At 46.4% G+C, this 14,361-nt stretch carries 12 protein-coding genes; 5 read left to right on the plus strand and 7 right to left on the minus strand.

Going from position 1 to position 14,361, the window contains the following annotated elements; translation table 11 throughout:
• Positions 1–46: 46 nt before the first annotated feature.
• The 4 genes from KO533_RS17955 to prmA all read right to left on the minus strand — a co-directional run bounded on the left by KO533_RS17955 (position 47) and on the right by prmA (position 5,720).
• Positions 47–3,061: a UvrD-helicase domain-containing protein gene (locus KO533_RS17955; RefSeq protein ID WP_219255446.1), complete on the minus strand. Its 3,015-nt coding sequence runs from the start codon at positions 3,059–3,061 to the stop codon at positions 47–49.
• A gap of 312 nt (positions 3,062–3,373) precedes the next feature.
• Positions 3,374–3,679, minus strand: a complete 306-nt coding sequence (gene fis, locus KO533_RS17960; RefSeq protein ID WP_006083371.1) for a DNA-binding transcriptional regulator Fis — start codon at positions 3,677–3,679, stop codon at positions 3,374–3,376.
• A 16-nt stretch (positions 3,680–3,695) separates the two neighbouring features.
• Positions 3,696–4,664 carry a tRNA dihydrouridine synthase DusB gene (dusB, locus tag KO533_RS17965; protein WP_105250428.1) on the minus strand — a complete coding sequence of 323 codons (969 nt, stop codon included), beginning with the start codon at positions 4,662–4,664 and terminating at the stop codon, positions 3,696–3,698.
• 174 nt (positions 4,665–4,838) lie between these two features.
• Positions 4,839–5,720: a 50S ribosomal protein L11 methyltransferase gene (gene prmA / locus KO533_RS17970; protein ID WP_105250427.1), complete on the minus strand. Its 882-nt coding sequence runs from the start codon at positions 5,718–5,720 to the stop codon at positions 4,839–4,841.
• Positions 5,721–6,174: 454 nt separating this feature from the next.
• Here prmA and KO533_RS17975 point away from each other — a divergent pair, with 454 nt between their 5' ends.
• From KO533_RS17975 to KO533_RS17990, 4 genes are all read left to right on the plus strand, one after another.
• Complete coding sequence (locus KO533_RS17975) at positions 6,175–6,897, plus strand: fumarate reductase cytochrome b subunit (RefSeq protein ID WP_219255448.1); 723 nt, start codon at positions 6,175–6,177, stop codon at positions 6,895–6,897.
• A gap of 171 nt (positions 6,898–7,068) precedes the next feature.
• Positions 7,069–7,740 carry a fumarate reductase cytochrome b subunit gene (locus tag KO533_RS17980; protein WP_219255450.1) on the plus strand — a complete coding sequence of 224 codons (672 nt, stop codon included), beginning with the start codon at positions 7,069–7,071 and terminating at the stop codon, positions 7,738–7,740.
• Between the two features lie 93 nt (positions 7,741–7,833).
• Positions 7,834–9,840, plus strand: coding sequence for a fumarate reductase flavoprotein subunit (locus KO533_RS17985; RefSeq protein WP_219251925.1), 2,007 nt, complete (start codon positions 7,834–7,836; stop codon positions 9,838–9,840).
• On the plus strand, positions 9,840–10,571 hold the full coding sequence (locus KO533_RS17990; RefSeq protein ID WP_113940800.1) for a fumarate reductase iron-sulfur subunit: 732 nt from the start codon (positions 9,840–9,842) through the stop codon (positions 10,569–10,571). The genes KO533_RS17985 and KO533_RS17990 overlap by 1 nt, the downstream gene beginning before the upstream one ends.
• Positions 10,572–10,621: 50 nt before the next feature.
• On the opposite strand, the gene KO533_RS17995 is transcribed toward KO533_RS17990, so the two are convergent.
• Entirely contained in the window at positions 10,622–10,906 is a 285-nt protein-coding gene (locus KO533_RS17995) for a putative quinol monooxygenase (RefSeq protein ID WP_219255451.1), read from the minus strand.
• Positions 10,903–11,925 (minus strand): zinc-binding alcohol dehydrogenase family protein, encoded by a 1,023-nt coding sequence (locus KO533_RS18000; protein ID WP_173247891.1) that lies wholly within the window; start codon positions 11,923–11,925, stop codon positions 10,903–10,905. The genes KO533_RS17995 and KO533_RS18000 overlap by 4 nt, the downstream gene beginning before the upstream one ends.
• Before the next feature lie 134 nt (positions 11,926–12,059).
• Here KO533_RS18000 and KO533_RS18005 point away from each other — a divergent pair, with 134 nt between their 5' ends.
• Positions 12,060–12,986: a LysR family transcriptional regulator gene (locus KO533_RS18005; RefSeq protein ID WP_219255453.1), complete on the plus strand. Its 927-nt coding sequence runs from the start codon at positions 12,060–12,062 to the stop codon at positions 12,984–12,986.
• 51 nt (positions 12,987–13,037) lie between these two features.
• Here the strand turns inward: KO533_RS18005 and rho are convergent, their stop codons facing one another.
• The gene (gene rho, locus KO533_RS18010; protein ID WP_011787892.1) at positions 13,038–14,303 is read right to left on the minus strand and encodes a transcription termination factor Rho; all 1,266 of its coding nucleotides are present in this window, start codon (positions 14,301–14,303) and stop codon (positions 13,038–13,040) included.
• Between the last annotated feature and the right edge of the window lie 58 nt (positions 14,304–14,361).

Below are 14,361 nucleotides of genomic sequence, written 5' to 3' on the forward strand. Positions count from 1 at the left end.
TGAGTTGCGACTCATTCTTATAGGCTTTTGTTGAGCATTCTTGCATCTAGCTCACATGCTTTTTGGGTCGCTCGCTTGGGAGCGATAACTTGGCCTTGTTTAGAATATTCATGCAGCTGGGTAGGTTTTGCCCGCGGTAATTGCGACAAGCCCAAAAGGGGCCGAATCGCCCATCCTTTAACAGCATATCGCCACCACAGAGGCTACAAAGTGGTGCTATATGACCACAGTTCTCATTCAAACATACCTTAAAGCCAGCAAAGCGTGTGCGGGTCATTGGGCTATCACAGAGCTCACAACCTTCTTCCTTGTGATCGCAAAGGGGAAAATGTGAACAGGAATAAAACGATTTAAATTTTCCCGTTCTAGGCTTAAGCGTTCCCGTGCTACAACGCACGCATTTTATGTCTTCAAATAACCTTTGTACTAAAGAGGTGCTGAACTCATCTTGTTCAATTGCGTAGCCTTTTGTAAGCAGTTCGGTGACGAATGCGCTCACATCTGTCATATCGGCAATCACATAGGCGCGGTGTTTTGCCCGCGTTAACGCGACATAAAACAGTCGACGTTCTTCTGCAAATTCAAACGCTTCCGTTTTTGGTAAAAATGCATCTAGTATCGGAGGAGTGACTTTCATTGAAGGGAAGCCATGCATTCCCGTCTTCATCCCCATGATCACCACATAATCGGCTTCTTTTCCTTTCGAAGCATGAAAAGATTGGCACTCAATCTTCAAGTTGGGATATTTAGCTTTAAGTTGGTTAACTTGGGTGTTATCGGGTAACTGAAACCAAAAACGTGCCAGTAAATAGACGCTTGCTACGCTGTTAAGTTTGTCACTTCTAGCGCTTATCCTTGCACTAATGGCCGTTAATGCTTGTTCCAGTGCATTTGGGCTTGGTTCATTTAGGCTTGACTGCTCGTTTTCTCCGCGGCGTAATATTGAGACTGCAGGGGAGGCGACCTGCATGAGGGAGCGAATGTCCTTCCTCAATTGCGTGGGATTCTGGGTGACAAACTGAGTGGCGACTTGCCCAATACTACTGTTAAACCTAAAAGTCAGATCCAAATAGCTTTGGGCTGTTGGGCCAAAATATTGGCTAAATTGCGTGGTTAAACTTACATCTGCACCGCTAAAACGGTAAATTGCCTGCCAGTCATCCCCGACACAAAATAAAGACGCCAGCGCTTTAGAATGAGGGGCACAGGAATCCCTCAAGGCACGCACTAAGCGGGCACGTGGTTCTGAAATATCTTGGAACTCATCCACCATAATAAAACGCCACGGGCTAATAAATTGCCCGCGTTGTAAATACGTCAACGCTTTGCCTATCATGTCCTCAAAATCAATGTCGCCATTTATTGCTAAATGCTGCTCATAGCGCGTGAGTATAGGCTCAAGCAGTTCGAATGCCTTGCGGGTCTGCTGAGCATCGGCGGCGCGAGCAAATACACCCTCAAGCCCATGTTCATCAAGGCAAGCCGCTTTATACAGCCCTATCAGCTGACTAAACATTTTTGCCAATTCGGTCACGCGGCCAAGTTCATGTAGGGTTGCTAGTATGGCTTCATCGGGTAAGGGCGCATATTGTACTTTAAAGACCTGTAAAGCTTGCTCAAGCTTACTGATTAACAACCCTTTTTTATGTTGGTAATAAAATAGCTCAACACACTTAGTGCCATGCTGTTGATGTAGCTGGCGTTTCCATGCCATCGATTCCAAGTATTTCTGGTTATTGATATAAGGAGCGGTATGCTGGTGTTCATCAATACCATAGTATTCAAGATAAATTTGGTATTCAGGCAGATAGAAATCGGATTGATACTGACGAAAATCAATACTGCGCACATCATGCTCATACTTAGCTTCATAGACATATTCGATGCCATTGCTAAATAGCCAGTTGGCAATGTAGAGCTCACCAAAGCTTTTGACTCGCTCACCTTTAAGACTGCGAATATCGTTATCATTCAAGTATTGAAAATACTCGCCTTCCATATCGAACTCGAATGGGCTTTTTTCAACATAATAGAAACGACTGAAGTACTCGAAAAGTTGTTTACGGTAAGCCTCATTTTCAATCAAAGTCTCAAGGGTATTGTGCACCCACAGCTCTTTGGCTTTGTCATCCTCCGCCCAAGGGGACAAGCTGGGTTTAGCGCGCTCAACGTCGGCAATAATTTTTGAGCCTAAACTGTGGAAGGTGCTCGCCTTGATATCATCCGTACCAAGCCTGTTTTTAATCCGCTCATCCATCTCGTCAGCCGCTTTACGGCCATAGGCTAATAGCAATATTTCATCGGCTTTTGCTTGACTACTCTTAAGCAAATATCCTGCTCGACCAACCATCACACTGGTCTTTCCCGTGCCTGCGCCTGCCAATAACAAGTTATTGTTATCATCGATAATACAAGCTCGGCGCTGTTTTTCGGTTAAGGGATTAGATTCTACATGCTCAAAATAGTCAGCAAATTTAACGAGCTGAGACTGAATGTAATCTTCACGCAGCTGCTTTATATCGGCGCGAGTCCAGCGGTGGATTTGCTTAAGCCTCGCTAACACTGTGTGTAAATGTGCAGACAATGGCAGGTTTTCACACCAAGGGAACCAGCGCTGGTATTCGCGCGCGACTCTGGCTTGTATCATTTCTAAACGTGATTCACGTAAATAAGTGTGTGTCAGTGTCTTATCCACTTTCGCCATTAACTCAGCAACGCGCGGCCCATTGGCATTTGCCCAATACTGTGCGATTTGATTGCTAAATTGATGCTGTGCAAAATAGCTGAGAAACGGCAGTTGATAGGCTTTGCCTAATACCGTGAAACCGAGTAGATAACCTAGTGGACTTAAGGTAAAAAATGGTGGGGAATCGAGCTGTTGCCAGGTAAAACATTCGTCAGCTTCTACTTTGTTAGCGCTGCGAGAGTGAGCAAAAAAGCCGCCTTTAGTGCGATTAATGCTAATACCACTCGTGGTGAGTTTTACCGCATCAGCTTTGCCAATAAAGAAACGGCCAAACCAACTGTGTTTGATATCTTGTTCAGAGTGATTCAATGACAATGTAAAACCTACGGCTAAAAAGTTTTAGAATTAACAGACTGATTTTTAAATGTATTATAACTTAAAAAACGATGGCTTGTGTCAAGGTTGTGCTATGGGCTGTATGGATTATTTATTAATTTTTGGTCGCTAGATGGAGCAAAACTTAGGTATTCGTTAACTAGGTCTTAGTTTGAAGTGAGATGAATGATAAACCAAGCATGATTTTGACTGTGTGTAACTATGTATTAGAAAGGCGTGTATCAGAAAGCAAAAAAGCCTGAATCTCTTCAGGCCTTTTCTTTTTCAATACAACAGTTTAATCCTTGCGGATTAATTCATGCCGTATTTTTTCAATTTTTTACGCAGAGTACCACGGTTGATACCTAGCATGTTTGCTGCGCGGGTTTGGTTGCCACGAGTGTGTTGCATGATGATGTCAAGCAGAGGCGCTTCAACTTCGCTTAGCACCATTTCATAAACTTCTTGTGCTTCCTGACCGTCCAACTGTGCGAAGAAGTTAGTTACGGCACGCTTAACGGCGTCACGTAATAACTGGGGCTTGATAGTGCCGTTTGCGGTTTCGATTTTGCCAACGGTAAGCTGGTGAACTTCTGTGTTAGTTGTCTGATCAAACATTCTATTCTGCTCTTTATTAATTCTGTACTAATTCATCAAAATAACATTCCACGAGGGAATACTGTTCTGCAGCGGTTTCCAGCCGATTAAAGTCAGCCCTAAATTGGCGCTGAGCTTCTTGGTCTAGGTACCATCCCATATGTTTTCTGGCGAAGCGGATACCCTTGTATTCACCATATAAGTCATACAGTTTGGTGAGGTGTTCCAGCATCACTTGACGCTGTTCGGCAACCTCAATGGGCGCTAGCTTATTACCCGTTTCCAAGTAGTGCTGGATTTCTCTGAAAATCCAAGGCCGTCCTTGAGCACCCCGTCCTATCATCAAGGCATCGGCACCGGTGTATTCCAGCACAAAGCGGGCTTTCTCCGGACTGTCGATGTCCCCATTGGCGACAACAGGAATCGAGACATTCTGTTTGATTGCTTTGATCGTGTCGTACTCGGCGTTGCCTCTGTACATACATTGTCTCGTGCGGCCGTGAACGGCGAGCGAGGCTATGCCACAATCCTCTGCAATCTGGGCGATTTGAACACCATTCTTGTGCTCTGGCTCCCAGCCGGTGCGAATCTTTAACGTGACAGGCACGTTCACTGCGGCGACCACGGCTTGTAAAATCTCTTTTACCAGCGGTGGATTTTGCATTAGCGCCGAGCCTGCCAGCTTTTTATTCACTTTTTTCGCCGGGCAACCCATGTTGATATCAATGATGTGAGCACCTTGTTCGACATTGAACAAGGCGGCTTGCGCCATTAAATCAGGATCAGCCCCTGCAATTTGCACTGAGCGGATGCCTTCCTCGCCAGAATGCGTCATGCGCTGGCGGCTTTTATCTGTATCCCAAACCTCGGGATTGGATGAAAGCATCTCGGAAACCGCTAAGGCTGCGCCATAACGAAGACAAAGATTGCGGAAGGCTTGATCGGTGACACCTGCCATTGGTGCCACGATCAGCTGATTGTTCAGTTGATAGGGTCCAATCTGCATTTTATGTTTCACCTTAGCTCTTCAAAGGGGCGCTATAGTAGCCCTTTTTGTTGGCCGTGAAAAGGTCAATAAATGACCTAGAGGTAATTTTTTTTCTTGACTTTTAATCGACGAGAAGTCAGAGGCCAAATTGTTGGAAGCCAGCGGTGGCGCATGTTGCGCCACCCTTTAGCGCTATTTACGCTTACCTGTCAAGCGGCTCCAATCTTCTTTGTGAGCCGCTGCGTCCATATCGAACCATTGGCTATAAAAGTCAGAGATTTCTTGGGCTTGTTCTTTGAGGAGACCGGAAAGGGCAAGTTTGCCACCGGTTTTTACGCGTTCTGCGATCAAAGGCGCTAATTCTCGCAGAGGGCCTGCAAGAATGTTAGCGACCAGTACGTCGGCTTTGAGATCGGCGGGTTGGTCTTCTGGTAAGTACAACGCCAGCTTGTCAGCGACATCATTGCGCTCGGCGTTGGCACGTGAGGCGTCTATGGCTTGATAGTCGATATCGATACCTGTGACTTTTTTCGCGCCCAGTTTCAGTGCGGCTACGGCTAAGATGCCTGAACCACAGCCAAAATCGATCACTTCTTCATCGCTTAAATCTAAGCTGTCTAGCCACTCTAAACACAGTGCTGTCGTGGGATGAGTGCCAGTACCGAAGGCAAGACCCGGATCTAAGATCACATTAACCGCGGTTGGATCAGGGATTTCGCGCCAGCTTGGGCAGATCCATAAACGTGTGCCGAATTGGATGGGGTGGAAGTTATCCATCCATTCGCGTACCCAGTCTTTATCTTCAATTTGTTCGACTTTATGGCTGAAGTTCTCACCGAGGAAAGGCAAGGTTTTCAGCATGGCGATGGTTGGTGTCAGATCGGTTTCTGCATCGAATAAGGCCACTACCACGGTATCGCGCCACAGTGGGGTTTCGCCTAATTTAGGTTCAAAAATAGGGGTATCTTTACCGTCTTCGAAGGTGATAGAGACTGAACCTTCTTCCATGAGCAAGTCGCTGATGGTTTCAGCGTCATCGCTATTGGTGTTTATACGGAGTTGGATCCAAGGCATGGGGGCATCCTGTGACTGAGTGTTCATAAACTAAGGGTTCAAAATATCGCGGTATTGTATACCCAAACTATCCCAAAATGCAGGATGTAGGGGGAATTTAAAGCGCTTTAGGTAAGGTCGTTTGGTTATCACTAGGCTTTAGGTTCGACGACTGGCTATCCTGGTATTACGCTTTTGTCTATACAGACAAGGGGTTAGCTGGCGGGTATAGATTGGTGTTAAAAAACGAATTGTCAGTTTCATTATTTGATATAACACTATGAAAAGTATTGGTTAATTGGTTTTACCTTTGTTTGGTTTTGATACGTTTTTTGTGATCATCTTCTAAGAGTTTAACTCCGTCAGGTGAGTTGGCTCACGCTTTAAATCTGTGACACTCAAGCCTGATTTGAGTTGCTGCTATGGTGTAGTTTGCCAAGAGGTGCCAACGATAAACGACATAGGTTAATTCAAGATGACAAGCATAACTCGAGTTCACAATAGGGTGAGTACACCGCTAGGTCATCCTTGGTCGGCTAAGGCTGATAGGCTGCAGAGTGCGACAGGGATTATGCTTGGCAGCTTTTTACTATTACACATGCATTTTGAATCGAGTATTTTGCTGGGTAAAGAGGCTTTTTATCGGGTCGTTCAGTTGCTTGAAGGTGGAATGTTTAGCAGCACAGGACATGGCTTTCCTATAGTCACTAAAGTGTTTTCAGTGTTTATGCTATTGGTGGTGATAGTACATGCCGCGGTGGCGCTACGGCGTTTTCCGGCGCAGCTAGGGCAATGGCGAGCCCTGCGTTCGCACATGGGGAATATCAAGCATAAGGATACCCATGCGTGGTTTTGGCAACTGATCACTGGCTTTATCTTATTTTTCCTCGTTCCTGTTCACCTCTTCACTATGATTTTGAATCCTGAAATTGGCCCGCATTTATCGGCTGAGCGGGTTTATCACGATAACGCTTGGTTGCTGTATGCGTTGTTACTTCCCGCTGTAGTGGTACACGCCATGATTGGTCTCTATCGCGTAGCGGTAAAGTGGGGCTTAACCACTCAGCGCTCAGGCCTGCGAAAAATCGCTAAGGTGCTGATTATTTACTTGCTATGCCTTGGTACTGCGAGCCTTGTGTCCTATCTTTTTATCGGTAGCGAGCTCGGTATTCCTGTGCAGCCCTTCGTACCTGAGTAGGCTTTAAGCCAGCAGCAGGATTTTGTTTCACTGCTATTATTAAGCATTAGGTTAATTATTCAGCACTCAATTGATCTGGCTCACGTTTTCGTGTGGATGTGTGAGCGATATTAGTTTGCGATAAGACTTAATGAGATTGGCTCGATAAGGTCAACGGCGTGAGGCGATAGGATGGCGATCAAATTAAATATTAAAAAATGGAGTGCTTGGCTGGATTTAAGCCAGAGTTTGTCAGGGGTAATACTCGCAGTCTTTTTGTGGACCCACTTAGTGTTAGTGTCATCGATTTTATTGGGTGCGGATGCCATGAGTTGGGTGGCACGCACTATGGAGCTGAGTTTTCTGTCCGCTGATGGACACGGTTATCCTTGGGTAGTGACTTGTATTGCCATTGGTATTGCCATTTTGGCGTTAGTGCACGTGTTAGTGGCATTGCAAAAATTACCCATGAGCCTGCGTCAGCAAAGGGCTCTGCGCCAACAAATGCAAGTGATCAACCACAGCGATACTCGCTTGTGGCGTTGGCAAGCCATTACCGGTGTCGTGATTTTACTGCTGTTGCCTGTGCATTTGTGGCTTATTGGCTCGTCTCCCGAAACGATTGGCCCTCAGGGAAGCGCCGATCGTATTTGGAATCAAGGTGTCTGGATGGTTTATCTGCCTTTGCTGCTCACTGTGGAGTTACATGCAGCAATTGGCATTTACCGTGTGGCTTTGAAATGGGGCGCGGCGCGGGATCTCAACAACCGCAGTCGATTACGTAAGATCAAGACCATAGTGAGCATGCTATTTGTCTCTGTTGGTGTTGCCTCACTTTTGGCATTTTTACCCTACGCGAGTTAATTCCGCTTTTAATCAATGATTAAGTTAATCAGTGAATAGAATGTCGAACATAAAAAAACAGCACAAAACAATAGACCCTATTAAGGAGCAGGCGTGAAACTGATTTATACCGATTCATTGGTGGTAGGAGCTGGGCTCGCGGGCTTAAGGGTCGCTATCGCTTCGAAAGAGCGTGGGCTTGACACTTTAGTTTTGTCACTCATTCCTGCAAAACGTTCCCACTCTGCTGCCGCTCAAGGGGGTATGCAGGCGAGTTTAGGCAATGCCGTTAAGGGAATGGGCGATGATGAGGATGTGCATTTTCAAGATACGGTAAAAGGTTCCGACTGGGGCTGCGATCAAGATGTCGCACGGATGTTTGCCCATTGTGCACCTAAGGCAGTACGTGAGCTGGCCAATTGGGGCGTGCCTTGGTCTCGGGTGACTGCTGGCCCGAGGGAAGTGATAGTCAATGCACAAAAAGTCACGCTACATGAGGCGCAGGAAGCCCATGGATTAATTAATGCGCGGGACTTTGGCGGGACTAAAAAATGGCGCACTTGTTATACCGCCGACGGTACAGGTCATTCGCTGTTATACGCTATGGATAACAAAGCGATTTCCATGGATATTCCCGTCCATGAACGTATCGAAGCCTTGGCACTTATTCACGATGGTAAGCGTTGTCATGGCGTGATTGCTCGTTGTTTGATTACGGGTGAACTTAGAGCATATGTGGCTAAGTCCACTACGATAGCCACTGGTGGTTATGGCCGAATTTATGAAGTGTCGACCAATGCGATTATCTGCGAAGGTATTGGCCAAGCGTTGGCATTGGAAACGGGCGTGGCAAGGCTTGGCAATATGGAGGCGGTACAATTCCATCCCACTGCCATTGTTCCCGTGGGCATTTTAACAACGGAAGGGTGCCGTGGTGATGGCGGCTTATTGCGCGATAAAGACGGTTATCGCTTTATGCCTGACTATGAGCCCGATAAAAAGGAGTTGGCATCGCGGGATGTCGTATCGCGTCGCATGACTGAACATATACGTAAAGGTAAGGGCGTCGATAGCCCTTATGGCCCCCACCTGTGGCTAGATATTACCCTTTTAGGTCGCAAGCATATTGAAACGAATCTTAGGGAAGTGCAGGAAATTTGTGAGAATTTCCTTGGCATCGATCCCGCTAAGGATTGGATCCCTGTTCGCCCAACTCAGCATTATTCTATGGGCGGTATTCGGACTAATGCCACAGGTGAAAGTCCGCAGCTTAAAGGCTTATTTAGCGTAGGTGAGGCGGCTTGTTGGGACATGCACGGCTTTAACCGTTTAGGCGGTAATTCGTTGGCCGAAACCGTGGTTGGCGGCATGATTATTGGTAAATATGTCGCCGATTTTTGTGAGAACAATAGCCTTGAGATCGACACTCAGCTTGCTGAACGGTTTATGCAGCAGGTGCAGAGTGAAATCGATATGCTGGTCGAGGGTGATGGTCACGAGAGCGCCTTTGAGCTCAAGCGCGAAATGCAGCGCATCATGATGGATTATGTGGGGATTTTCCGTAATGGCCCCGAGCTTGAAAAAGCGGTTGCCGAGCTAAAAGTGTTGCTCGAGCGTTCGCGTAAACTCGGACTTAAGTGTAAAAAGCGTCACGCCAATCCCGAGTTAGTTGAAGCCCTGCGGGTCAAGCGTATGCTAAAAGTGGCGCTAACCGTAGCCTGCGGGGCCGCAGCGCGAACAGAGAGTCGTGGTGCCCATGCTCGCGAGGATTATCCGCAGCGAAATGATCGAGACTGGCTGAATCGCACCCTGGCCAGCTGGCCGGATCCCGAGGCACTCGAACCTGTGCTTAACTACGAAGCACTCGATGTGATGAAGATGGAACTCCCGCCGGGTTATCGTGGTTATGGCATCAACAACGCCATAGTGCATCCCGATACCGAAAAGCGTGAACAGCAAATTGCCGAGATTTTAGCTGAGCTAGGTGATGATGCTGACCGTTATCAAAGGCAGCGGGCTCTTATGCCCTTTGAATTACCCGAGAGCTTACAACCCAATAATGAACGTTTAAGTGATACTTTAAAAAGTCCATCTGCCAATGCGTTAGGAGAAAAATCATAATGAGCCAAGGTCGCCAGTTAACCTTTAATATCTTTCGTTATGATCCGCAGGAGCCAAACGATAAGCCGAAAATGGTGCGTTATCAGCTTACCGAAACGCCGGGGATGACGGTATTTATCGCCCTTAATAAACTCAGGGAAGAACAAGACACTTCATTGCAGTTCGACTTTGTTTGTCGTGCTGGCATCTGTGGTAGCTGCGCTATGGTGATCAACGGTTTCCCGACGCTAGCTTGCCGCACCTTAACGGCCAAATACCCTAAGGGCGAAATCACCTTAATGCCGCTGCCAGGTTTTGAGTTGATTGGTGATCTCTCGGTTAATACTGGTAAGTTTATGCGGGAACTGGCCGAACGCTTAAAGCTGTGGTTACACCCTAAGGCCAATGATATAAGCGTGCATCGGCTTGAAGATCCTATGGACCCAGATGAAGCTGCGCGTTTATATGAGCTAGAGCGCTGCGTTGAATGTGGCGTGTGTGTTTCTGCCTGTGCGACTAAACAAATGCGTGAAACTTTTGTCGGCGCTGTGGGCATGATGAAAATAGCTCGTTTTGAGATGGATAGCCGTGACGCTCGTACTGCCGAGGATTTTTACCATGTGATTGGCAATCAGGATGGCGTATTTGGTTGTATGACTTTACTCGGCTGCCAAGACAACTGTCCTAAGGATTTGCCACACATGCAGCAAATTGCGTATTTACGCCGTAAGATGGCCATGACTTTGATTTGATGTGTGATAAATGATGAAAAGCGCCAACGTGTTTGGCGCTTTTTTGTTGATTAGCAGGCGTAGCTTTTGTGAATGTCAGCTCGACTGATTAAGTCTGCGGTTTGAGCGACGAATGCTTGAAAGTGCGTACTCACCATATGTTCATCCAGTGCAGCTTGGGATTGCCAAATTTCGTACATCCAGAAGATATTTTCATCATCTAATGAGTGATGCAGTTTGTATTCGATGCAGCCAGCTTCGGTATGAGTGTCTGTCACGAGTTGCTTGAGTATCTTAAATAGCGTATCGCTTTGGCCTTGATTCGCTATGATTTGAGCAAATACTGTTATTTTCATTGGTTAAAACCTTCTAAAACAATTTTACCGATCGCTTTGCCAGACTCTATCTGAGCGTGAGCTTTGATTAAGTTTTGGGCATTAATGGTGCCGTAGTGTTCACCGAACGTACTCTGTAACTCACCTGTATCGATAAGGGCGCTTAAGCGGTTGAGTAAGTGATGTTGCGCAATCATATCCTCGGTCTGATATAGGCTGCGGGTAAACATCAGTTCCCAGTGTAAGGATAAGCTTTTACGCTTAAGTTTCATCACATCTAATGGCCCCTTAGGATCATCGATTAATGCTAGTTTTCCTTGTGGCTTAAGCACTTGTACTATTTCATCAAAATGTTGATCGGTTTGGGTTAAGCTAATCACATGGGTCACATCAGTAATGCCAATATTCGCAAGTTCCTGTGAAAGTGGCTTGGTGTGGTCGATAACAGCATCGGCACCAAGTTTGTGCACCCAAGCGGCGGATTCTGGACGAGATGCAGTGCCTATCACTTCTGCACCTGTGAGTTTTACTGCAAGCTGAGTGATGATTGAACCCACACCGCCGGCCGCACCGATAATTAAAATACGGGCGTCAGTTGCCGAACCATCTTGGGGTAAAGCTAAACGGTCGAATAAAATCTCCCATGCCGTAATCCCCGTTAAAGGTAATGCCGCGGCTTGGGTATAGGTTAAACTTTTAGGTTTATGGCCGACAATTCGCTCATCAACCAATTGATATTCTGCGTAACTTCCGCTGCGACTGATATCGCCCGCATACCACACTTCATCGCCAACGTTGAAAAGACTGACTTTCTCACCAACTGCTTTGACGACACCGACCGCATCCCAGCCGATAATTTTGTATTCGCCTGCAGGTGCAGAGCTAGATGCACGGATTTTTGTATCAACCGGATTGACAGAAATGGCTTTGATTTCCACTAAAAGGTCAAAACCTGTCGCAGTTGGCTCGGCTAGCGTGATGTTTTCTAATGCATTTGGCGCTGTGATTGCACTTGCTGTCTGGTAACCAATGGCTTTCATGTTTATTCCTCTGGGTGTACTTGCTGGAGTCGACTTATTTGAGTGTACTTGTATCGTGTAGCCATTGTGTGGAATATTAGCCAAGAGATAAACAGGATAAAGTTTGTAATTTTTTCAAAGGATTTTTGATAATCATGCTAATTAATGATTTAGCTTTGTTCGTGCGAGTCGCTGATTGCGGCAATATATCTGCCGCAGCAGCCGAGATGGATATCTCCGCCGCTTCTGCCAGCGCGGCAATAAAACGGCTTGAAAAACAGCTCGATACTAGCTTATTTATCCGCACGACACGCAGCTTACGTTTGACTGTGCAAGGTGAACGTTATCTTATTCATTGCCGACGTGCGCTAAGCGATTTAGCGCTTGGCGAACAAGCTATCGCCAGTGATAAAGGTAAAATATCCGGCACCTTAAGCCTGTCGGTTTCTTCAGACTTTGGCCGTAATCTTTTTGTGCCTTGGCTCGACGAGTTTTTGCTCGATTTCCCTCAACTGCAAGTTCGCTTGCACCTTGGCGACAATATCAGCAGTTTTTATCACGATAAAATTGATGTCGCCGTGCGCTATGGAAAACCGCAGGATTCTAACCAAGTGGCTTTCCCTATCTGCAGTGTTGATCGTGTCTTGTGCGCCTCACCTGAATATCTCGCTAAGTTTGGTGTGCTTAATTCATTAGAACAATTAGTTGAGCATAATTGCTTGTTTTATAAGTTGGATGATCGCACCCACGATCAATGGCTATTTAGGCGTGATGGTCAAGAATTCAAAGTGCGTGTCACGGGCAATCGTAGTGCTAATGATGCCGAGATTGCCCGCCGTTGGGCTGTGGCTGGCAAAGGGTTGGTCTTTAAGTCGAGTCTAGATCTGGCCGATGACTTAATCTCAGGGCGATTAGTTCGTTTGTTGCCTGAGTATCAGGGGGAGCCAGTCGATTTGTACTTAGTGTGCCCAGGACGTGAACATGTCACGCCTGTCGTGCTCTTACTACGGGAAATGCTCCGGCAGCGAACACAGGCTTTGAGTAAAAACTTGAGTAAAATATTAGCAGTGAAAAAATCTTAGATAACAAAAAAGCCGCATAATGCGGCTTTTAGTTTAGAGACTCACTGAGATTTAAGACTTAGTGCGTTTCATGGCGGTAAAGAACTCTTCGTTAGTCTTGGTCATCGCCAATTTATCGATTAAGAATTCCATTGCGCTGACTTCATCCATAGGATTGAGGATCTTACGCAGGATCCACATTTTTTGCAGTTCTTCTTGAGTCGTGAGTTTTTCTTCACGACGGGTACCGCTGCGGTTGAAGTCAATGGCTGGGAACACGCGCTTTTCTGCCGCTTTACGTGACAAATGTAGCTCCTGGTTACCTGTACCTTTAAATTCTTCGTAGATCACTTCGTCCATCTTAGAACCCGTATCAACCAAGGCTGTGGCGATAATGGTCAAGCTGCCGCCGTGTTCGATGTTACGTGCCGCACCGAAGAAGCGTTTTGGACGGTGCAGGGCGTTGGCATCTACACCACCAGTTAACACTTTGCCCGATGATGGGATAACAGTGTTATAAGCACGGGCTAAACGGGTAATCGAATCGAGTAAGATAACGACGTCTTTCTTGTGCTCAACCAAACGTTTTGCTTTTTCAATCACCATTTCGGCAACTTGAACGTGACGGCTGGCTGGTTCATCGAAGGTTGATGCGATAACTTCGCCTTTAACGAGGCGTTGCATCTCAGTTACTTCTTCTGGGCGTTCGTCGATCAGTAATACCATCAACACCACTTCTGGGTTGTTGTAGCTGATGCTTTGAGCAATACCTTGGAGTAATAGCGTTTTACCGGCTTTTGGTGGTGCAACGATCAAACCACGTTGACCTTTACCAATTGGTGAGCATAAATCCAGAATACGCGCGGTAATATCTTCAGTTGAGCCGTTGCCGCGCTCCATACGCATACGTTCTTCTGCGTGGAGTGGGGTTAAGTTTTCAAAGAGGATTTTATTACGGGAGTTTTCTGGTTTATCGAAGTTAACTTCGTTGACTTTCAATAGAGCAAAATAACGCTCGCCTTCTTTTGGTGGGCGAATTTTACCAAAAATGGTATCACCCGTTCGCATGTTGAAGCGGCGAATTTGGCTTGGTGAGACATAGATGTCATCTGGACCAGCTAAATAAGAACCGTCTGAGCTGCGTAAGAAGCCGAAACCGTCTTGGAGTATTTCTAATACCCCACCACCGAAAATGTCTTCTCCACTTTTTGCGTGGGCTTTAAGGATTGAGAAAATAATGTCCTGCTTGCGAGCGCGGGCCATATTTTCGAGCTTCATATTTTCAGCTAGCGAGACTAGGTCAGAAATCGGCGTGTCTTTTAATTCAGTTAAGTTCATTTTGGGGGTCTTGTGTTACGCGACAAAGCTTACCGCGATCAATCAGTAAGGATGTAAT

It is taken from the genome of Shewanella sp. NKUCC05_KAH (genome assembly GCF_019345585.1).
Lineage (GTDB): Bacteria > Pseudomonadota > Gammaproteobacteria > Enterobacterales > Shewanellaceae > Shewanella > Shewanella oncorhynchi.